This is a genomic window from Enterobacter sp. E1 (assembly GCF_016809815.1).
Lineage (GTDB): Bacteria > Pseudomonadota > Gammaproteobacteria > Enterobacterales > Enterobacteriaceae > Enterobacter > Enterobacter adelaidei.
Genome location: NZ_JAFBJM010000010.1, coordinates 114,784 through 136,612, shown reverse-complemented (window position 1 = coordinate 136,612; position 21,829 = coordinate 114,784). Strand labels below are relative to the sequence as shown.

At 52.5% G+C, this 21,829-nt stretch carries 15 protein-coding genes and 1 tRNA gene; 6 read left to right on the top strand and 10 right to left on the bottom strand.

The window, feature by feature from the left end:
- The first annotated feature begins 173 nt into the window (after positions 1-173).
- Both JGF26_RS19695 and JGF26_RS19690 read left to right on the top strand, forming a co-directional pair.
- Positions 174-1,121 carry an ABC-three component system protein gene (locus tag JGF26_RS19695; RefSeq protein WP_071886831.1) on the top strand — a complete coding sequence of 316 codons (948 nt, stop codon included), beginning with the start codon at positions 174-176 and terminating at the stop codon, positions 1,119-1,121.
- Between the two features lie 256 nt (positions 1,122-1,377).
- A complete protein-coding gene (locus JGF26_RS19690; protein WP_126498998.1) occupies positions 1,378-3,081 on the top strand; it encodes a DUF2326 domain-containing protein in 1,704 nt (567 codons plus the stop codon).
- A 57-nt stretch (positions 3,082-3,138) separates the two neighbouring features.
- Here the strand turns inward: JGF26_RS19690 and JGF26_RS19685 are convergent, their stop codons facing one another.
- Complete coding sequence (locus JGF26_RS19685; protein ID WP_057057301.1) at positions 3,139-4,323, bottom strand: integrase arm-type DNA-binding domain-containing protein; 1,185 nt, start codon at positions 4,321-4,323, stop codon at positions 3,139-3,141.
- Positions 4,324-4,485: 162 nt separating this feature from the next.
- Positions 4,486-4,580, bottom strand: a tRNA-Sec gene (locus JGF26_RS19680).
- A gap of 290 nt (positions 4,581-4,870) precedes the next feature.
- On the opposite strand from JGF26_RS19680, the gene JGF26_RS19675 reads away from it, so the two are divergent.
- Positions 4,871-6,262, top strand: coding sequence for a glycoside-pentoside-hexuronide family transporter (locus JGF26_RS19675; protein ID WP_134708590.1), 1,392 nt, complete (start codon positions 4,871-4,873; stop codon positions 6,260-6,262).
- A 12-nt stretch (positions 6,263-6,274) separates the two neighbouring features.
- On the top strand, positions 6,275-8,593 hold the full coding sequence (gene yicI / locus JGF26_RS19670) for an alpha-xylosidase (RefSeq protein ID WP_134708589.1): 2,319 nt from the start codon (positions 6,275-6,277) through the stop codon (positions 8,591-8,593).
- Positions 8,594-8,750: 157 nt separating this feature from the next.
- Here yicI and JGF26_RS19665 read toward each other — a convergent pair whose 3' ends face one another.
- Both JGF26_RS19665 and xanP read right to left on the bottom strand, forming a co-directional pair.
- Positions 8,751-10,439 (bottom strand): AsmA family protein, encoded by a 1,689-nt coding sequence (locus JGF26_RS19665; protein WP_134708588.1) that lies wholly within the window; start codon positions 10,437-10,439, stop codon positions 8,751-8,753.
- A gap of 119 nt (positions 10,440-10,558) precedes the next feature.
- The gene (gene xanP / locus JGF26_RS19660; protein WP_014881972.1) at positions 10,559-11,950 is read right to left on the bottom strand and encodes a xanthine/proton symporter XanP; all 1,392 of its coding nucleotides are present in this window, start codon (positions 11,948-11,950) and stop codon (positions 10,559-10,561) included.
- A 225-nt stretch (positions 11,951-12,175) separates the two neighbouring features.
- Here xanP and gltS point away from each other — a divergent pair, with 225 nt between their 5' ends.
- Entirely contained in the window at positions 12,176-13,378 is a 1,203-nt protein-coding gene (gltS, locus tag JGF26_RS19655; RefSeq protein WP_108089317.1) for a sodium/glutamate symporter, read from the top strand.
- 2 nt (positions 13,379-13,380) lie between these two features.
- Here gltS and recG read toward each other — a convergent pair whose 3' ends face one another.
- Genes recG through gmk form a run of 5 tightly spaced genes read right to left on the bottom strand, consistent with a single transcriptional unit; the run spans position 13,381 to position 19,247 of the window.
- A complete protein-coding gene (gene recG / locus JGF26_RS19650; RefSeq protein ID WP_028017840.1) occupies positions 13,381-15,462 on the bottom strand; it encodes an ATP-dependent DNA helicase RecG in 2,082 nt (693 codons plus the stop codon).
- Positions 15,463-15,465: 3 nt separating this feature from the next.
- Positions 15,466-16,155, bottom strand: coding sequence for a tRNA (guanosine(18)-2'-O)-methyltransferase TrmH (gene trmH, locus JGF26_RS19645; protein ID WP_028017841.1), 690 nt, complete (start codon positions 16,153-16,155; stop codon positions 15,466-15,468).
- A gap of 4 nt (positions 16,156-16,159) precedes the next feature.
- The gene (spoT, locus tag JGF26_RS19640; RefSeq protein ID WP_134708587.1) at positions 16,160-18,274 is read right to left on the bottom strand and encodes a bifunctional GTP diphosphokinase/guanosine-3',5'-bis pyrophosphate 3'-pyrophosphohydrolase; all 2,115 of its coding nucleotides are present in this window, start codon (positions 18,272-18,274) and stop codon (positions 16,160-16,162) included.
- A gap of 19 nt (positions 18,275-18,293) precedes the next feature.
- A complete protein-coding gene (rpoZ, locus tag JGF26_RS19635; RefSeq protein ID WP_000135058.1) occupies positions 18,294-18,569 on the bottom strand; it encodes a DNA-directed RNA polymerase subunit omega in 276 nt (91 codons plus the stop codon).
- Between the two features lie 54 nt (positions 18,570-18,623).
- Positions 18,624-19,247 (bottom strand): guanylate kinase, encoded by a 624-nt coding sequence (gene gmk / locus JGF26_RS19630; protein ID WP_028017843.1) that lies wholly within the window; start codon positions 19,245-19,247, stop codon positions 18,624-18,626.
- Between the two features lie 251 nt (positions 19,248-19,498).
- On the opposite strand from gmk, the gene ligB reads away from it, so the two are divergent.
- Positions 19,499-21,169 (top strand): NAD-dependent DNA ligase LigB, encoded by a 1,671-nt coding sequence (ligB, locus tag JGF26_RS19625; protein WP_134708586.1) that lies wholly within the window; start codon positions 19,499-19,501, stop codon positions 21,167-21,169.
- A gap of 2 nt (positions 21,170-21,171) precedes the next feature.
- Here ligB and JGF26_RS19620 read toward each other — a convergent pair whose 3' ends face one another.
- Positions 21,172-21,789, bottom strand: coding sequence for a trimeric intracellular cation channel family protein (locus JGF26_RS19620; protein ID WP_028017845.1), 618 nt, complete (start codon positions 21,787-21,789; stop codon positions 21,172-21,174).
- Between the last annotated feature and the right edge of the window lie 40 nt (positions 21,790-21,829).

Below are 21,829 nucleotides of genomic sequence, written 5' to 3'. Positions count from 1 at the left end.
AGGAGTCAATGTCATATTCGATTTTTCATATGTGTTTTGGGGGTGGGTTGGTAGAATTTAAGAAAATTTGGTTTTGTAAAGTGGAAGTAGTCCCAATTTTCAAAATAACAGGTTTACATCACTGAAAGAGAGGATATTATCATCAAAAATTGTTCATCAAAGATGCGGGTCGTATGAGTTCTACACACCAAGAATATCTTTACAGGCAGTTATTTCGACTGAAGATTCATGAAAGCATGGGCGATGCTTTTCAGGCTCTTTTTTCGAAGGTTATGCAATATACGACCCCTGGATTCCAGGCTGTATCACCGTGGGGAAACTGGGGAGATGGTGGAAACGATGGATGGATAGAAACCGAAGCTCACTACTTCCAGGTTTATGGCCCCAAGCCTTCTAATCAAATCAAAGAGCTAGAAGCTGTTAATAAATCGATTGGCGATTTTGACAAGTTAGTTGTTAAGTGGGGAAAGGTATCAAAGTATACTTTTGTTATGAATGATTATTTTAAGGGTATTCCTGCACCTGTAGGAAATTCCCTAAAAAAGCTTGCGGACGAAAAATGCCTTGACCATGCAGGAGCTATGGGAGGGATGGAACTCCTCAAAGAGTTTATGTCTTTGTCAGAGTGTGATAAGCAAGATATTGTAGGTTTAATTCCAGACGTAGATCTGGATTTTATTGATAGTCGTGCTGTCGGCGAAGTTTTGAATTATTTGGCATATAAATCCTCTTCAGACTTGGCTTTTTTAAGCGAAACAGCACCTGATTTTGATGAGAAAATAAAAATAAATGGTATTTCTAAGCCTATAAAATTAAGGCTTGAAATGAATAGCTATCAATTATACCTAATAAATGAATTTCTCAATTCTGTAGATAATGGTTTAGAACAACGCATAGCACAGGAAGTCAAAGAGACTTATGCACAAAGTAAATTAGCCATATCTTCCGAAATTCCTGAACGAGCGGACTTGAGATATCTTTGGATGATTGATAGATTACTCCCATCAGGAATTCATGAAAATGCTAAAGCTAGCTATAGATTTGCCGCTGAGCTGATCTTGGCAAAATATTTTGAGACGTGCGATGCGTATGAACATCCAAACAATGCTTCTGCCACATAAACATATTAGATTTAGCAATTCTTTAGTAGCAATTGCTGGGTACATCCGGACAATTATAGATGAACCACTATCTGTCGATGAGCTCTGGTCGAAAATTGAACAAAAAAAATCCACAGAGCTGATAACTCCATCATTTACACAATTTATATTTGCCCTAGATATTCTATTTTGCATCAAGCAGATAATTGTTGATGAAGAAGGCAGATTAACTTTGGAAGTTTGCAATGATAATGAACTATAGTAGAAGAGAAGTTTAATGAAACTAATCCGCTTAACTTGCGATCAACCAACTTTTCACCCTGTATATTTCAATGAATCTGGATTAACTCTAATAATAGGGGATAGTTCAACTGAAAAAGAAGGGAGTAGTAATGGCGTTGGCAAAACGTTAGTACTTGGCCTTATACAGCATTGTTTAGGAGCAAATGCTGATAAAAAATTATCCTCTGCTGTTCCTGATTGGTGGTTTACATTAATTTTTTCACACAACGGGACTGAATACTTAGTTTCGAGAACGGGTAATGGGAAAAAAATAATATTAAATGATCAGCCTATTTCTTTAAAGGCATACAAAGAGTTATTGGATAAATCTGGCATATTTAACTTAAATGATAACATTCCTTATTTAAGCTTTAGGTCACTATTTAAGCGGTTTACACGATATACAAGGGATGACTGCATTAGCCCAGTTCGCACAACTAAAGAGCCTGATTTTGAAGCTTTACTCCGAACGGCATTTTTATTAGGTATTGATCATACCTTAATTTTGTCTAAAAGAAATAATAAGCATGAATTAGACAAGGTTAGTCAATCTTTAAAAAATTGGCAGAACGACGATATATTAAAAGATATGTTTAGAGCTGGTTCTCAGCCCAAAGTTCGTTATGAGTGGCTTGAGCGTGTCATTCCGAAATTGAAAGATGAGCTAGATGAATTCCAGATTCATGAAAAATATCGAGCTATAGAAGAAGAAATAAATATATTAACAAAGAAAGTACGAGAGTTAGAAAAAAATAAAAACATTATTGAATTTAGAATAAGTAATATTGATAAAACTCTTTTAGAACATCCAGATATATCAAGAGAAGATTTACTTGATTTATATTCTGGTTTGCAAAATATTTTCAAACCAGAAACATTAGCTCATTTTGAAGCGGTTGAAAATTTTCATAATTCACTTTCTTTCAATAGAAAAAGACGATTAGAGAAGGATAAAATAAATCTGCTTTCTGAATTGGAAATTCTCAGGTTTAATATTGCTGAAGTTTCAGAGCTTCGAGATCTAAATCTGCAATCTTTGAATGGTAAAAAAGCGCTTGATGAATATTCCGTCGTTGCAAGGCAACTTGCTGAATTAGAGGAAGAAAAATCAAGATTGCATGAATACTTAAACTTTGCAACTAAACTCCAAGAAAAAGCACAAAAATTAAGAGAAAGAAAAGTTGAACAAGATAGACTGGCGGTTGATTATACTTCCACCAATCCTTTATCAGAATATGATAGAATATTTGCCGAGCTTGCTGAAATATTGTATCCGAGAGTACCGGCTGGTATAGTCTTAGATGTTAATACCGGTGATAATCAAATTCGTTATGATTTAAGCATTCAAATAGAAGGAGATGATTCTGATGGTATTAATGATGCAAGGATATTATGTTTTGATTGGTTAGTATTTATGTATGGTCAAAATCATTCGATGAATATGTTGTGGCATGACAACCGCCTGTTTGCTGATATTGACCCTGGGGTGCGTTCAAGATGGTTTGCATTCATAAATGAATCTGTGAAATTTAATGGAAAACAGTATATAGCGTCGTTAAACACAGAAAACTTCCAAGCTATGGCCGAAACACTCTCCAAGTCAGAAATGGATGATTTAAGGTCAAAAGTTGTACTCACATTGCGAGGAGATAAAGCTGAGAATAAGCTTTTTGGCATTCAATTTGGAAGCAAAAAATAAAAATAAAGTGGGCTGTTAAAATGCCCACTTGAAAATTAATTAAAGCTGATATTTTAATTACTTTATCGATATACATTTCACTTTAATAAAGTTTGAATACCACTGCATCATCTCTCTACGCCCCTCCAAATACTGCGCATGGTTGTAAGTCCCACGTATCGCGTTCTTATCCACATGGGCTAGCTGCGTTTCTATCCACGCTGAGTTAAAACCTTCTTCATGGAGTATGGTACTCATCGTGTGGCGGAAACCATGTCCTGTCAGCCTTCCTTTATATCCCAATAACTCAATAACCTGATTAACGCTTTCCTTTGAGATCGGCTTCGTTCGATCGTTACGTCCGACGAATACCAGTGGGTATAGCCCGGTAATAGGTTTAAGTGACTCAAAGAGCTCGACAACCTGATCCGACATCGGAACGATGTGTGGTCGTTTCATCTTCATCACTTCAGCAGGGATCTCCCAAAGCCGCTTTTCAAAATTGATATCCTCCCAGCGGGCAAAACGTAATTCCTGAGTTCGTACCCCTGTAAGCATGATGATTTGAGTCGCAGTCTTGGTAACAACGCTACCGGTGTAACCGGCAAGATCTCTAAGAAAGTGAGGGAGTTCTTCGGCTGTCAGGAATGGAAAATGTGTTTTCTTTGGTGTTGCGAGGGCTGTGGCGAGATCGGGTGCTGGATTGTATTCAGCGCGTCCGGTCACAATCGCATGACGGAATACTTCACCGCAGCGCTGTCTGACTTTGCGCATCTTTTCTAATGCACCACGCTTTTCCATACGACGAAGGGTTTCCAGCAATTCCATGGGCTTAATTTCAGCTATAGGGCGCTTACCGATGTAGGGGAAAATATCCTTTTCAAAGGTATCAATAATTTCATCGCGATAGCGTAATGACCAACGATCCGCTCTCAACTGATGCCATTCACGGGCAATAGCTTCGAAGGTATTTTCATAGTTAAGCTTTTGGGCAATTTTCTCTGCTTTCTTTACTTCACCGGGATCGCTTCCAGCAGACAGCAGCTTTTTCGCAGCATCACGCTTTTCGCGTGCTTGAGCGAGAGAAACCTCGGGATAAACGCCGAAAGCAAGACGCTTTTCTTTACCTGCGTAGCGATACTTTAAACGCCAGTAACGTGAGCCGTTGGTAGTTACTTCAAGGTAGAGGCCGCCACCATCAGATAGCTTATACGGCTTCTCTTTGGGTTTGGCTGTATCAATTTGTCTGACTGTTAGCTTCATTGGGGGCATCTCAAAATGGGGCTATAAATCATGCCCCCCATTATGCCCCCAGAATGCACTTGATTCTGGTAGAGACAGTAGACCTCGGGAGAACATAATCAGCTTTAATTGCGGGTATTATAGGGGATTTACTTGAGACAGTGGAGTTCAGTAGAGGCTAATTGGCGGAAGATCACAGGAGTCGAACCTGCCCGGGAACGCTGGCGTCCCCAACTGGATTTGAAGTCCAGCCACCTCACCGGAGATGACGATCTTCCGCGCCTCGATTGCTACATGGAGGCGGGGCGCATTATAGCTACTTTCAGGCATTTACCACATACCCCTACACACTTTTTTCACCTCTCTTTTGACCTGTACACCCCTGTTTCAGTTAATTCCTAAGAAAATCCTCATGTTAGCCCCTCGTGCTTCCCAACATTTACCGCGATCACAAAAAACAAGAAACGTAATCTCTTAACCAGAAAACGCAATACCCGCCTTTGAAACAATGGTTTAAAACCAATGTAACCGGTCTCAGCGCCCCCTACAGCGTGAAGGATAAAAAAAGATGAGCGAAGTATTGTCAGTAAAAGAGAAGATTGGCTACGGCATGGGAGACGCCGCCAGCCACATCATTTTTGATAACGTCATGTTGTACATGATGTTTTTCTACACCGATATTTTCGGCATTCCCGCCGGGTTTGTCGGCACCATGTTCCTGCTGGCGCGCGCACTGGATGCGATCTCCGACCCGTGCATGGGACTGATTGCCGACCGCACCCGCAGCCGATGGGGCAAGTTCCGTCCGTGGATTTTGTTCGGCGCTATCCCATTCGGCATCGTCTGCGTGCTGGCCTACACCACGCCGGACCTCAGCCTCAACGGAAAAATGGTTTACGCTGCCGTTACTTACACCCTGCTGACCCTGCTCTATACCGTCGTAAACATCCCCTACTGCGCGCTGGGCGGCGTGATCACCAACGACCCGACGCAGCGTATCTCCCTTCAGTCCTGGCGCTTTGTGCTGGCGACCGCGGGCGGAATGCTCTCCACGGTGCTGATGATGCCGCTGGTGAACCTGATTGGCGGCGACGACAAAGCCTTTGGATTCCAGGGCGGGATCGCCGTGCTGTCGGTGGTCGCGTTCCTGATGCTGGCGTTCTGCTTCTTTACCACCAAAGAGCGCATCCAGGTCCCACCGAGCACCACCTCCATGCGTGAAGACCTGCGTGATATCTGGCGAAACGACCAGTGGCGCATTGTTGGCGTGCTCACCATCCTCAACATCCTTGCCGTCTGCGTGCGCGGCGGGGCGATGATGTACTACTGCACCTGGATCATGGGCTCGCCGGAGGTGTTCGTCGCGTTCCTTACCACCTACTGCGTTGGCAACCTGATTGGCTCCGCGCTGGCAAAACCGCTCACCGACTGGAAGTGCAAGGTCAGCATCTTCTGGTGGACCAACGCCGCGCTGGCGGTGGTCAGCGTGGCGATGTTCTTCGTGCCGATGCATGCCACCGTCCTGATGTTCGGCTTCATCTTCGTTATCGGCGTGCTGCACCAGCTGGTGACGCCGATTCAGTGGGTAATGATGTCCGATACCGTCGACTACGGCGAATGGACCAACGGCAAGCGCCTGACCGGCATCAGCTTTGCGGGCACGCTGTTCGTGCTGAAGCTTGGCCTGGCGCTGGGCGGGGCGATGATCGGCTGGATGCTGGCAGGCGGCGGTTACGATGCGGCAGCCAAAACCCAGAACAGCGCGACCATCAGCATCATTATCGGCCTGTTTACCCTGGCCCCGGCGGTCTGCTACGTGCTGAGCGCCATTATCGCCAAACGCTACTACACGCTGAAAACCCCTTTCCTGACCAAAATCCTGGGCGAGCTGGCGCAGGGCGCGCGCCGCAATCAGCAGGAGTTTGAAAACCTGCCGGTCAGCAAAGAATTGCAGAACTAAGAGGACGAGAGTATGAAAATCAGTGATGGAAACTGGCTTATTCAACCGGGCCTGAACGTGACCTATCCGGTGCAGGTGTTCGATGTGGAGCAACAGGGCAATGACCTGGTGGTCTACGTGGCGCCGCGCGACGTGCGCGAACGCACCTGGCAGCTCGACACGTTGATGTTCACGGTGCGCCTGTTTGCCCCGCAGGAAGGGATTGTCGGGGTGCGCATTGAGCACTTCCAGGGCGCACTGGATAACGGCCCGCACTATCCGCTGAACGTGCTGAAAGGCGTGAAGGTAGAGATTGAAAACAATGCGGAATTTGCCGAACTGAAAAGCGGCAATGTCAGCGTACGCGTCACCAAAGGTGAGTTCTGGGCGCTGGATTTCCTGCGTAATGGCCAGCGTATTACCGGCAGCCAGCTGAAAAACAACGGCTACGTGCAGGACAGCAATACCGATCGCAATTATGTGTTTGAACGTCTGGATCTGGGCGTGGGGGAAACGGTCTATGGCCTGGGTGAACGCTTTACCGCGCTGGTGCGCAACGGGCAAACGGTCGAAACCTGGAACCGCGACGGCGGCACCAGCACCGAGCAGTCATACAAAAATATCCCGTTCTACCTGACCAATCGCGGCTACGGCGTGCTGGTGAATCACCCGGAGAATGTCTCGTTTGAAATCGGCTCCGAGAAAGTCTCTAAAGTGCAGTTCAGCGTCGAAGGCGAGCATCTCGAGTACTTCGTGATCGACGGCCCGACCCCAAAAGAGGTGCTGAACCGCTATACGCAGTTCACCGGGCGTCCGGCGCTGCCGCCAGCGTGGTCGTTCGGCCTGTGGCTGACCACCTCGTTTACCACCAACTATGACGAAGCCACGGTCAACAGCTTTATCGACGGTATGGCCGAGCGCGACCTGCCGCTACACGTCTTCCACTTCGACTGCTTCTGGATGAAGGCCTTCCAGTGGTGCGATTTCGAGTGGGACCCGGTGACCTTCCCGGATCCTGAAGGGATGATCCGTCGCCTGAAAGAGAAAGGATTGAAGGTTTGCGTGTGGATCAACCCGTACATCGGCCAGAAATCCCCAATCTTCCAGGAACTGAAAGAGAAGGGTTACCTGCTCAAGCGCCCGGATGGCTCCCTGTGGCAGTGGGACAAATGGCAGCCGGGTCTGGCGATCTATGACTTCACCAACCCGGAAGCCTGCAAATGGTACGCCGACAAGCTGAAAGGCCTGGGGGATATTGGCGTGGATTGTTTCAAGACTGACTTCGGCGAGCGTATCCCGACCGACGTGCAGTGGTTCGACGGTTCCGATCCGCAGAAGATGCACAACCATTACGCCTACATCTATAACGAACTGGTGTGGAACGTACTGAAAGAAACCGTCGGCGAAGACGAGGCTGTACTGTTCGCCCGTTCAGCGTCCGTGGGTGCGCAACAGTTCCCGGTGCACTGGGGCGGTGACTGTTACGCCAACTATGAATCAATGGCAGAAAGCCTGCGCGGTGGGCTGTCGATCGGCCTGTCTGGCTTTGGCTTCTGGAGCCACGATATCGGCGGGTTCGAAAATACGGCTCCGGCGCACGTCTACAAGCGCTGGTGCGCGTTTGGGCTGTTCTCCAGCCACAGTCGCCTGCACGGCAGCAAATCCTACCGCGTGCCGTGGGCGTACGATGACGAGTCCTGCGACGTGGTGCGCCATTTCACTCAGTTGAAATGCCAGATGATGCCGTATTTGTATCGTCAGGCTGCGCTGGCGCGCGAGTTCGGTACCCCGATGCTGCGGGCGATGATGCTCGAGTTCCCGGACGATCCGGCGTGCGATTATCTTGACCGTCAGTACATGCTGGGGGATTCCATGATGGTTGCGCCGGTGTTCTCCGAAGTGGGTGACGTGCAGTTTTATCTGCCGGAAGGACGCTGGACGCATCTGTGGCATAACGATGAAATCCAGGGCAGCCGCTGGCATAAACAGCAGCACGATTTTATGAGCCTGCCAGTTTATGTGCGCGATAACACACTGCTGGCGCTGGGCAATAATAACCAGAAGCCGGATTACGCGTGGCATGAGGGCACAGCCTTCCAGCTGTTTAACCTGGATGACGGCGCAACGGCGATGAGCGAAGTGCCTGCGGCGGACGGCTCCGTGACGTTTACGCTGAAGGCATCACGTCGGGGTGACATCGTGACCCTTACCGGTGCGGGAGACGCGCAAAACTGGTCGGTGTGCTTGCGCAACGTGCAGAAGGTGAGCGGTGTGAAGGGCGGTTCACTCGCGGGCAGCGAGTGGGGTGTGGTGGTGAAAGCCGAGGGGGATGAGGTGGTGATTCACCTCTGAGCCGTACAAATGCCCGGTGGCGCTTCGCTTACCGGGCCTACGATAATTGTGCGGTCTGATGCCCTCACCCTGACCCTCTCCCACAGGGAGAGGGAACAAACATCAAAAACGGCAACAGGGTTGCCGTTTTGCATTTACCTTGCGCCACCCGGCTTGTTTATTGCATCGGTGTTGAAACCACACCGCCCGTCATTGTCTGCTCGACCTGCTGCTTATCCATATTCACTGCATTCAGTTTCCCGTTAACGGTTGGCTTCAGCGGGGCTTTGTCCTGCACGCTGCCGCTGGCGGTGAGCTGAATATTGCCGTCACCCGCAATCGGCAGCGCTGGCCAACCCCAGTGCTCGATCACGTTCAGCGGCACACCGCGCCCGTTCAGGCTAACAGTGGTTTGCCGTTGGGGCAGTTGTGAAACCGTCGCCGTGGCTTCCAGAATGCCTTTCTCAGTAAACGCGCTCAGGTCGGTAATGTTCACCGTGGCGGCGTTGGCATTCAGCGCCAGCGACGGACGGCGCACGTCCACGCGGTTAAAGGTCGCGGCCGCACCGTTCAGGGTTGCGCTGCCGCCCCAGACGCCCCACTGGCGATCTTTCACCAGCTGCAGGTTTGCGCCATAGCCGTCCAGAGAGGTGATCTGCCACGGGAAGGTCGGATCGATGTCGATCACCAGGTTACGGCTCAGACCGAATTTTTGCAGCGTCACGCTGTTCAGCCATTCCGGCAGAGGCTCCATCCACAGCGTTTTCCAGTTCTGCGGCAGGGTATATTCCAGCCCGGCGATGGCGACATCGTCCAGCACCAGCGCTTTGCCGTCGAGCTGCCAGTTGCCAGAGGTGCGCACCATGCCGCCTTCCCAGCGGGAGGTTAGCTGGCGCAACGCCACGCCCTGCGGAGAGAATTCCGCATTCAGGATTGGGTCAAACAGATGCAGCGAACCGTAGATGAATTCGCTGGCGTTCATGGATAAACGCCCTTCCTGGCTCTGCCAGTCGCCTTTACTCAGCGTCAGGTTGCGCAGGCTTAAATCAAGGTCAGTGACTGCCCAGTCCGGGCCCTGCAGGCGGGCATCGGTCACGTCCAGGCGGCCAATCTGCAGAGAGGGGATGGTGGTCAGCGGTGCGAAGAAATCCATCAGCGTTTTATCGCTCTGCAGGCGGATCTCGTTCAGACGCAGGGTGTCGATGATCCAGCTTCCGTCGGCGTTACGCAGGGCGGAGCCGGTGAGTGAACCGCGGGCCATATCGGCACCGATGGTGTTCAACACCACTTCCTTGCCGTTCAACTGACCCTCGATCAACACGTTGGTGGCCGGCACGCCGTTCAGGGTGAGCGATCCTGCGCTCATCTGGATCTGCGCATTTTTACCCAGCACGTTACCTGCTTCTGGTTGCCATGGGCTGACACCCCCCGTGACTTTCTGGGCACTTAAATCCCACTCCGTATTGGGGCTGTTAAAGGCCATGTTGTTCAGTTGCAGACGGTCTGCCTGGAAGGGCAGCGGCGCAGTCTGAGGAGAAAGATTCAGCGTGCCATCGAACAGGGAGATGGTGTCCATATGCAGCGGATCGGTAACCTGTCGGCTACTGAGGCCAATATCGACTTTTTTGGCAACCAGCGTGGCGGGCTTGCCATCCCGGCCAAAGGTGACGTTTTCCAGAATGATGTGGGAAGGCGACGAAAAGCGGTGATTCATCTTGTCGAAACTGAGCTCGTAGTCGGTATTTACCGTCACCCAGTTGCTGACCTGACTCGCTCCCCAGCGGGTCTGGAGCAGGATATAGAGCGCCAGAACCACAATCAGCACGGCTACCAGAAGATAGACGAGTAGCTTTCCAATAAATTTCATGGTCTTCCATCCCGCAAAACGCACATAAAGGAGTTATGCACGATTTATGCGCAATCCTCAAGGCGGGAATGGTGTAATAAGATGTCACGGCAGGCATTGACTGCCTGCCGTGAGAGAGATCAATTTTTCTCAGGCGGGAATACGAGGTTCAGCACGATAGCGGTGATACCGCCCGCGGCAATGCCGGAAGAGAGCAGGTTTTTCACCCAGTCCGGGGCAAACTGCAGGATCAGCGGCTGCTGAGACACACCCAGACCCACGGCCAGCGACAGCGCGATAATCATAATCGCACGGCGGTTCAGCGGTTCGCGGGAAACGATACGTACGCCGGAAGCGGCAATTGTGCCAAACATCACCAGCGTTGCGCCGCCCAGTACCGGCTCAGGAATGTGCTGCACAAAGCCGCTTACCGCCGGGAACAGACCGAGGACAATCAGCATCAGCGCCACCACAAAACCGACGTAGCGGCTGGCAACGCCAGTCAACTGGATCACGCCGTTGTTCTGGCCGAAGCAGGAGTTCGGGAAGGTATTGAATACCGCAGAGACAAACGAGTTCAGGCCGTTCGCCAGCACGCCGCCTTTCAGGCGCTTCATGTACAGCGGGCCGGAAACCGGCTGCTCGGAGACGTCTGACGTGGCAGTGATATCGCCGATGGTCTCCAGAGAGGTGATCATAAAGACCAGCATCAGCGGCAGGAGCAGGCCCCAGTCAATGCCCAGGCCGTAGTAGAGTGGTGTTGGAACGGTGATCAGCGCGCTGTTGGTCGGCGCGGTGTTCTCTGGCAGCATGCCCAGCGCCCACGCCAGCAGATAACCCGCCGCCATGGCAATCACCAGCGAGGCGACGCGCAGATACGGGTTGCGCTGACGGTTAAGCAGAATAATGATCGCCAGCACGACACCCGCCAGCAGCAGGTTTTTCGGCGCGCCGAAGGTGTGGTCGCTCATTGCGGCATAGCCGCCGCCGATGGAGGTGAGGCCCACCTGGATCAGCGACAGGCCGATAATCATCACGACGACGCCAGACACCAGCGGGGTGATGACGCGGCGAGCCAGATGCAGAACGCGGGAGATGACCATTTCAGTGCAGCTTGCCAGCATCAGCGTGCCGAACAGCGCTGCCATCATCGTCGGCACATCCGCACCGCCGGTTTTCAGCGCTGTACCACCCATGATCAGTGGCGCCACGAAGTTAAAACTGGTGCCCTGAATCGACAATAAACCCGACCCCACCGGACCCCACGCTTTAATTTGAATAATCGAGGCCACGCCAGAGGCAAAGAGAGACATGCTGATGATGTGCTGAGTGTCCTGAGCCGGTAAACCGAGCGCCTGGCAGATCAGCAGCGCCGGGGTGATCACCGCAACAAACATCGCCAGAAGATGCTGGCAGGCGGCGAAAAGCGTTTGCGGCAGCGGCGGGCGGTCTTCAAGGCGGTAAATCAGTTCGCTATTTTGCTTCTGCGCAATCGGTTGCGCATCAGGCGACTCTATGGTGTTAACGGACATCGGCGGCAATCCCACGGTGGAAAAGCGGGCATTTTATCTGACCATCTGGTAAAAGCAAACGATTGCCAGCAAAAAAAAGGAAGAAAATCTGCCGCTTTGAGCAGGTTTTCTACAACGTATCGGGAAAAAAAATTACACTTTTTGCGCCGGTGGCTCATGAAGAGCGAAAACCGGCCCAGGATAACGCCGCGTGTGTATGGAACACGCGCAATACAGGAGCCTTCTATGATTCATCTCGATACGTTGTCGACCCTTGTTGCCGCAACGCTGGTCTTACTGCTTGGCCGTAAGCTGGTGCATAGCGTTTCCCTTCTGAAGAAATACACCATTCCCGAACCTGTCGCCGGTGGCCTGCTGGTAGCGCTGGCCCTGCTGGTGTTGAAAAAGAGCATGGGCTGGGAAATTGATTTTGATATGTCCCTTAAAGACCCGCTGATGCTGGCCTTTTTTGCCACCATCGGCCTGAATGCCAACCTCGCGAGCCTGCGGGCAGGGGGTAAAGTACTCGGCGTATTTCTGATTGTGGTGGTTGGGTTGTTGCTGATGCAAAACGCTATCGGCATCGGAATGGCGACGTTGCTGGGGCTGGATCCGCTGATGGGGTTGCTGGCCGGGTCAATTACATTGTCTGGTGGACACGGTACCGGCGCGGCGTGGAGCAAGCTGTTTATCGAGCGCTATGGCTTTGAAAACGCAACTGAAGTGGCGATGGCCTGTGCGACCTTTGGCCTGGTGCTGGGTGGACTGATTGGTGGCCCGGTGGCGCGTTATCTGGTGAAGCACTCCACCACGCCGGACGGCAGACCGGACGATGAGCTGGTGCCGACTGCATTCGAAAAACCGGATGTTGGGCGCAGCATTACTTCACTGGTGCTGATTGAGACCATCGCGATGATTGCCATCTGCCTGACGGTGGGGAAAGTGGTTGCGCAATGGCTGGCAGGTTCCCCGTTCGAACTGCCGACGTTTGTCTGCGTGCTGTTTATCGGGGTGATCCTGAGCAACGGTCTGGCGCTGATGGGTTTTTATCGTGTGTTCGAACGTGCGGTTTCAGTGCTGGGCAACGTCTGTCTGTCGCTGTTCCTCGCAATGGCGCTGATGAGCCTCAAACTGTGGGAGCTGGCCTCGCTGGCGCTGCCGATGGTGGCCATTCTGGCGGTGCAGGCACTGTTTATGGCGTTGTACGCGATGTTTGTTACCTGGCGCATGATGGGCAAGAACTACGATGCGGCGGTGCTGGCAGCGGGTCATTGCGGGTTTGGTCTGGGGGCAACCCCAACGGCTATTGCCAACATGCAGGCGATCACTGAACGGTTTGGCCCATCGCATATGGCGTTTCTGGTGGTACCGATGGTCGGTGCGTTCTTTATTGATATCGTCAACGCGCTGGTGATTAAGCTGTACCTGATGCTGCCGATATTTGCCTGAGGTCAGGCGTTGGAATAACGTTCGGTTTCCGGCATCCAGCGCTCTATTAACGCTGCCGCCTGTTCGGGGTAGCGTTCATGAATATGGCGGGCCAGGCGTTGAACTTCGGGGATCATCGCCTGATCGCGCAACAAATCCGCCACTTTGAATTCAGCATTCCCCGTCTGCCGCGTGCCCAAAAGTTCTCCCGGGCCACGTATCTCAAGGTCTTTTTGCGCAATAACAAAACCGTCGTTGCTGTCGCGCAGCACCTGCAAACGCATCTGAGCAGTTTTCGAGAGCGGTGCTTTGTAGAGCAGTACGCAGTGGGACGCTACCGCACCACGGCCAACACGTCCGCGCAGCTGGTGGAGTTGGGCAAGCCCCAGGCGCTCCGGGTTTTCGATGATCATCAGGCTGGAGTTTGGCACGTCCACGCCGACCTCGATCACCGTGGTGGCGATTAGCAGGTGTAAATCGCCCTGTTTAAACGACTGCATTACCGCCTGCTTTTCGGCGGGCTTCATACGTCCGTGAACCAGACCCACGTTCAGTTCCGGCAGCGCCAGCTTGAGCTCTTCCCACGTGGCTTCTGCAGCCTGCGCTTCCAGCAGCTCGGACTCTTCAATCAGCGTACACACCCAGTAGGCCTGACGCCCTTCATGCGTGCAGGCGTTGCGCACGCGGTCGATGATATCGCTGCGACGCGTGTCAGGAATGGCGACCGTGGTGACCGGGGTACGACCCGGCGGCAACTCGTCGATGGTGGAGGTATCCAGATCGGCGTAGGCGGTCATTGCCAGGGTGCGGGGGATCGGCGTCGCGGTCATGATCAGCTGATGCGGGTGGAAACCCTGCTGCAAACCTTTCTCCCACAGTGCCAGACGCTGATGCACACCAAAGCGGTGCTGCTCGTCGATAATCACCAGCGCCAGGCCGTTAAACTGAACCTGTTCCTGGAAGATGGCATGTGTGCCAACAATCATTTGTACCTGACCGCTGGCAATTGCGTCCTGTTGTGCAAGGCGGGCTTTGCCTTTTTGCTTCCCGGCAAGCCAGCCCACTTCAATGCCCAGCGGCGCAAACCAGGCGCGGAAATTGTTGGCGTGCTGTTCGGCCAGCAGTTCCGTCGGTGCCATCAGCGCCACCTGTTTGCCGTGGGCAATGGCGCGCAGGGCGGCCAGGGCGGCAACCAGCGTTTTTCCGGAGCCTACATCACCCTGCACCAGGCGCATCATCGGTACATCAAGCGCCATATCGCGTTCGATCTCGGCGGTGACGCGCGCCTGTGCACCGGTGGGTTTAAACGGCAGCGAGGCCAGCAGCTTATCTTTGAGCTCATCATGCGGGCTTAAGGGCTGGGCATGGAAACGTTGCGCACCCGCACGAAGCGCCAGCATGCTCAGGTTATGCGCCAGTAATTCCTCAAGGATAAGACGCCGTTGGGCGGGGTGTTTGCCGCTTTCTAAATCGCTGAGCTGGAGCGATGGTGGTGGACGGTGAAGAGTACGCAGCGCCTCGGGCAGACTCATCATGCCCTGCGCCAGCTCTGGCGGCAGCAGCTCGGTGATGGCGCAGGTATCCAGCAGCTCCAGGGCCTGATCGGTGAGCTTACGCAGCGTCGCCTGCTTGATGCCTTCGGTAGTTGGGTAAACCGGGGTGAGTGTTTCCTGCAGCTCCGGTGTGCTGAGATCGCCCTGTACGCGGTATTCCGGGTGGATCATCTCTGCGCCGTATTTTCCGCGTTTGGCTTCGCCATAGGCCAGCACTCTGCGACCTGTCGCCAGGCTGTTTTTCATTGCCGCGTTGAAGTTGAAAAAGCGCATGGTGAGAATACCGGTGCCGTCGCTGATCTGACAGGTCATCATCCGGCGTCCACCAAAGGTGATATTGCAGTTCAGGACTTCGCCTTCAACGGTGGCATAAATGGCAGGCAGCAAATCGCCAATTTTGTACAGCTGGGTGCGGTCTTCGTAACGCAGAGGGAGGTGGAGCAGGAGATCCTGCACGGTGTGCAGGCCGATTTTAGCCAGCTTATTGCTTTGCGCCGCGCCCACGCCCGTCAGGCTATTGAGCGGGATGGCATCCAGCAGGCGGCCTTTCATCGGTTACCCGGCGTACTGCATAGTGGCCCACCACTCGGCATCGGCTTCAATTTCGCCCTGCGCGTTGACGTGGGGGTAAGGCAATTTTTTCTGCTTCGCAACGCGAGCCAGCACCGGATAACCACCTTCGAACAGCAGGCGCTGCTGTTCATCTTCCGGCAGCATACTGTTGCTGCGTTTGTACATTCCTGCATTCTGACGCTGGCGCTGCGCTTCATAAAGAATAAGCGCGGAGGCCACAGAAACATTGAGGGACTGAACCATACCGATCATCGGAATGATAATGTCCTGATCCGCCAGATCCAGTGCTTCCTGAGTGATCCCGGTTTTCTCCTGACCCATCAAAATACAGGTCGGACGGGTGTAGTCGATCTCGCGGAAATCTACGGCTTTAGCGGACAGGTTAGTGGCAAGTACCTGCATACCGCGCCCTTTCAGGTGGGTTACGGCTTCGCCTATGCTCTGGTGGTGTTTGACAGAAACCCAGCTGTTACTGCCTGCAGCGGCAGATACCATGGTTCGCATGCGGGAGCCCGGCCAGACAGCGTGCACTTCATGCACGCCGACGGCGTCTGCAGTACGGACAATCGCAGAAACGTTATGGGGCTTATGAACCTGCTCCATGCAGACCGTCAGGTCTGGTTGACGCCTGGCGAGCATCTCGCAGATACGTGCATAACGTTGTGCATTCATAAAACTAGTTTCTGTTTCGGGTGACTTTAATCACGTCCGGCATGACGCGGATCTTGCGCATAATGTTCGCCAGATGCACGCGGTCGCGGGCGGTCAGACGAATAAAGGCGCTGTATACGCGGCCATCTTTTTCTTCCGTATTCAGACTCTGAATGTTGGAAGAGGCCGTGTTGATCGCTGCCGTCAGGTTCGCCAGGGCACCCTGGTGGTTGAACATATCCACCTTAATTTCGGTGATAAATTCCTGTGCGGTCTCTTTATCCCACTCGACCGCCATAAACTTCTCGGCTTCTTTCTGGTAGCCGCGAATGTTACGACAGGATTCGTGATGGATAACCAGCCCTTTGCCCGGGCTGACGTGCGCAATAATTGGGTCGCCAGGGATTGGACGGCAACATTTTGCGAAAGTGATAAGCACGCCGTCTGCGCCTTTGATAGGCAAATGACCGTGGCTTTGCGTAGCGGGCTGCGCAACGGAGGCATCCCCCTGTTGCAGATTTTTCGCTACCACTACACTCATGGCGTTACCGAGGCCGATCTCTGCCAGCAGGTCATCAAGCGAGGCGAGTTTCATGCGCTCCAGCTCACGCTGAATGTTCTCTTGCGGGATTTCAGCCAGCTTACGGCTGCCGCCCAACGCGTGGTTGAGCAGACGACGTCCCAGACTGACCGAATCATCGCGCTTGAGGTTTTTCAGTAACTGACGGATTTTGGCGCGTGCTTTAGAACTCACGACAAAGTTCAGCCAGGCCGCGTTCGGACGTGCGCCCGGTGCGGTAATAATTTCCACCGTCTGGCCACTGGAGAGCGGCTGAGACAGCGGATAAGGTTGTCTGTCGACGCGAGCACCCACGCAGGCATGCCCGATATCGGTATGCACGGCGTAAGCGAAGTCGACCGGTGTTGCCCCAGCAGGCAGTTCGACAATGCGACCCTCTGGGGTGAAAACGTAAATCTCATCCGGGAAGAGATCGGATTTAACGCTCTCGATAAATTCAAACGAGCTGCCCGCACTCTGCTGAAGTTCCAGCAGGCTCTGCATCCAGCGTTGTGCGCGGATTTGTGCGGTGGTGCTGCTTTCACCGCCGTGCTCTTTATACGCCCAGTGTGCGGCCACACCCATTTCTGCCATCTGGTCCATATCTTCGGTGCGGATCTGCACTTCGACAGGCACGCCGTGCGGACCAATCATTGAGGTATGCAAAGATTGATAGCCGTTCGCTTTTGGAATGGCGATGTAATCTTTCATGCGCCCCGGGCGCGGTTTGTAGAGGCTGTGCATCTGCCCCAGCACGCGATAGCAGGTATCGGAGTCGTGGACGATCACGCGGAACGCGTAGATATCCATGATCGAGTGAAAACGCTGCTCTTTGAGCACCATTTTGCAGTAGATGGAGTACAGATGTTTTTCACGACCGCTGACGCGGCACGGAATTCCCGCTTCCTGTAAACGCCCTTCAATTTCCGAGAGGATCTTTTGAATCATCTCTTTACGGTTACCGCGTGCGGCTTTCACCACCTCTTTAATCACACGATAGCGATTCGGGTACAACGCTTCAAAACCCAGCTCTTCCAGCTCGGTTTTAATGTGATGGATACCTAAACGATGCGCCAGTGGACTGTAGATTTCGAGGGTTTCACGGGCAATGCGGCGACGTTTATCCGGGCGAAGTGAGCCCAGCGTGCGCATATTGTGGGTACGGTCAGCGAGTTTGATAAGAATGACGCGGATATCCTGCACCATCGCCATAATCATCTTGCGGAAGTTTTCGGCTTGCGCCTCTTTCTTGTCGCGGAAATTCAGCTTATCAAGCTTAGAGACCCCTTCCACCAGTTCGGCAACGCTTTTGCCAAACAGCTGTTCCATGTCCTGGTAAGTGGCAGGGGTATCTTCAATCACGTCGTGCAGCAGAGCGGCCATCAGTGTTTCGTAGTCGAGTTTCATCTCGGCCAGAATACAGGCTACCGCTACCGGGTGCGTGATATAGGGTTCACCGCTTGAACGTGTCTGGCCCTCGTGAGCGTCACGTGCAACGAGATACGCCTGTTGAAGACGCTTAATCTGCTCTTCAGGCAGGTAGGTTTGAATCAGTTGATTCAGGCTTTCAAACAGATACAAGGGCGACCCGCAGGTTTAATTAACGACGACCTTCAGCAATAGCGGTTACGGCCTGCAGTTCTGCGGCTTCCTGCTCTTGCTGCTCCTGGCGCTCACGCACGTCGAGGATCTGGTTGTTAATCAGACCTTCTTCGATTTCGCGAAGTGCGATAACGGTAGTTTTATCGTTTTCTTCCGGTACCAGCGGATCTTTACCGCCTACCTGCATCTGACGAGCGCGACGCGCGGCGACCAGCACCAGGTCAAAACGGTTACCAATTTTCTCTACAGCGTCCTGAACAGTTACGCGTGCCATACTTAAAATGCTCCACAGGTGAAGAAATGACTGGGCATGATACTGAAAGTGGGTTCAGTCTGCCAACAGTTTGGTGATTAATGCGTCATGTCGCTGCTTCTGGCGGCTCATACGCAGACGTTCTGCGCGAAGAATGGTTTTGAGATCGCTCAGCGCGGCATCAAAATCATCATTCACAATAAGGTAATCATATTCCGCGTAATGGCTCATTTCTGCAACTGCCTGTTCCATACGCTTTGCAATCACTTCTTCGCTGTCCTGGCCACGACCGCGCAGGCGGCGATCCAGCTCATCTTTCGATGGCGGTAAAATAAAGATGCTGCGTGAGTCAGGCATCTTCTTGCGAATCTGCTGTGCGCCCTGCCAGTCGATATCCAGGAATACATTTACGCCAGTTGCCAGAACCTGCTCAATGGTTTCACGCGAGGTGCCGTAATAGTTACCGAACACTTCTGCGTGTTCAAGAAACGCGTCTCTGCCAATCATCGCTCTGAATTCGTCGTGATTCACAAAGAAATAGTGTTCACCATGTACTTCACCCGGACGCGGCGCTCGCGTGGTGTGAGAAACAGAAACCTGTGTGTCGTACAACGGTTGGGTTTTTAACAGTGCCTGAATAAGGCTGGATTTACCCGCGCCACTAGGGGCAGAAACAATATAAAGCGTGCCTTGAGCCATGAGAGTCTTTTGTATGTGTTAGCGAAGAAGTCCTACATACGGGCTTATTATACACGTCACCGCTCTGTGACGTAGTCTTTGTCACACTTTTTCCCCTCGAATATTGAATTTTGCGTGCCGTTTTCAGGTTTTATCTGTGGTTTTCTGCAACCAAAAGAAATACCGGACAGCGTCTCGCATTGTGAAACGTTGACCTTAGCGTTGTTTCAGGCATCCGGGTATACCTCCTGCAACACAAAGGAGGGGTGGCGATGTGGCAATGGATAAGCGGGTTAATGCTGTTGTGGTGTGGTTATGGGGTTGCGGTGTGTCCGGTGTGGTCGCAGGCAAAAGCAGAGAAAGAAATTGCGTCCTTACGTGCGCAAATCAAACGCTGGGATGATGCCTACTGGAAACAGGGCGTTAGCGAGGTCAATGATGAGGTGTACGACCAGCTTAGCGGCCGGTTAAAACAGTGGCAGCACTGTTTTGGCAGTGAATCACTGGATGCCGCCATTCCTGCCCTGACGGGAAATATCAAACATCCTGTCGCCCATACCGGGGTCCATAAAGTGGCCAGTAAAGAGGCGCTTCGCACGTGGATGCATGCCCGGCAAAATCTCTGGATGCAGCCAAAGGTTGACGGCGTGGCGGTGACGCTGGTCTATCGTGACGGAAAGTTAATTCAGGCCATCAGTCGTGGTAATGGCCTTAAAGGTGAGGACTGGACTGCACAAGTGCGTTTGATTCCGTCAGTCCCTCAAGACGTGTCGGGTGCGCTGGCAAACAGTGTCCTGCAAGGGGAGCTTTTTTGGTTGCGCAAAAACCACATTCAACAACAGATGGGCGGAATGAATGCGCGTGCAAAAGTGGCGGGTGCGATGATGCGGCAAAAGGACAACGCGCTTCTGCAACAGACAGGGATATTTATCTGGGCCTGGCCGGATGGACCCAAAGATATGCAAAGCATGTTGTCTGAACTTACCAGTGCAGGGTTTCCTCTGACGGCGCGCTATACCTTGCCAGTTGAGACTGTAGAAGGCGTCGAGAAACAGCGTTCAACGTGGCAAAACACGGCATTACCCTTTGCCACGGATGGCATTGTGGTGCGATCCGCAGATTCTCCCCAGGGTGAAAACTGGTTGCCCGGGGAAGGTAACTGGGTTGTCGCGTGGAAATATTCCCCTACAACACAGGTAACAGAGGTCAGTGATATCCGTTTTACAGTGGGGCGAACGGGCAAAATTTCCGTTGTAGCAGCGCTGGAACCCGTGCAACTGGATGATAAACAGGTGCAGAGAGTGAGCCTGGGATCGGTCGGTCGTTGGCAGAGGCTGGATATTGCCCCGGGCGATCAGATACAGGTTAGCCTGGCCGGTCAGGGTATCCCCCGGTTTGATAAGGTGGTCTGGCGAGGAACGGATCGACAAAAACCACTCCCTCCTCCCTCGCGTTATCATTCAATGAGCTGTTTTTATGCTTCACCGGAGTGTATGGAACAATTCTTTGCGCGGTTGACGTGGCTCAGTTCAAAGCAGGTATTCAACATTGAAGGTTTAGGAGAATCAGGATGGCGGGCACTCTGGCAAGCACATCATTTTGAACATCTCTTCTCATGGCTGTTATTAACTCAGTCGCAGCTGCAGTCTACGCCGGGGTTTTCCGCAGCGCGTGGGTTAGCGCTCTGGCATCGCTTTAATCTGGTGCGTGAGCAACCTTTTATTCGCTGGCTTATGGCGTTGGGTGTGCCTCTGACACAGGCCTCGCTGAAGGCGATGGGGGACATGTCCTGGCAGAAGATGAGCGCGCGTAATGAAAAGGACTGGCAGTCCTTGCCGGGGACGGGAGAGGAGAAAGCGCGGCAAATCGTTAACTGGATGCACGCGCCTCAGGTAGATGTGCTGGCAAAGTGGCTAGCGGAGCAGCACATCAAGGGATTTTGACATTAATGAGCACTGTGTTTGTAGTGAAAAACAGGCAGTCCAAGCTTCAGCCGCAGCGCCAGCATGCGCGCTGTAAAGCCGAACAGCAGCGTGGAGATGACCACCACATCATGGTTCGACACGTAATGTTGCAGGGCGATATACAGCACTGCTGCTGCGAAGGATATGCCGGCATACAGCTCTTTTTGAAAGACCAGAGGAATGCGTTTGCAGAACATATCGCGCAGTACACCTCCGAATACGCCCGTGATCACCGCGGCAATGGTGGCAATAACAGGCCCTTCACCCATATCGAGCGCGATTTGTGCTCCGATGATCGAAAAGACGATCAGCCCCAGTGCATCAAGCACCAGGAACAAGCGGCGTAGATGAGGCATAACGGGCGCCACAATGGTGGTGAGTACGGCAGCCGTCGCCACGATAATCACGTACTCAGGGTGTTTAACCCAACCGAGTGGGTAATGACCAAGCAGGATATCGCGTACAGAACCGCCGCCCAATGCGGTAGCAGTGGCGATAATGATCACACCGAAGGTGTCCATCCGGCGACGTCCGGCGGCGAGTGCGCCAGTCATGGCCTCTGCGGTGATACCAATAATATAGAGAATGTGAAGCAACATATAACCTCCGGAGTGAACGTGGGGAGGTTAGCGATTTGTG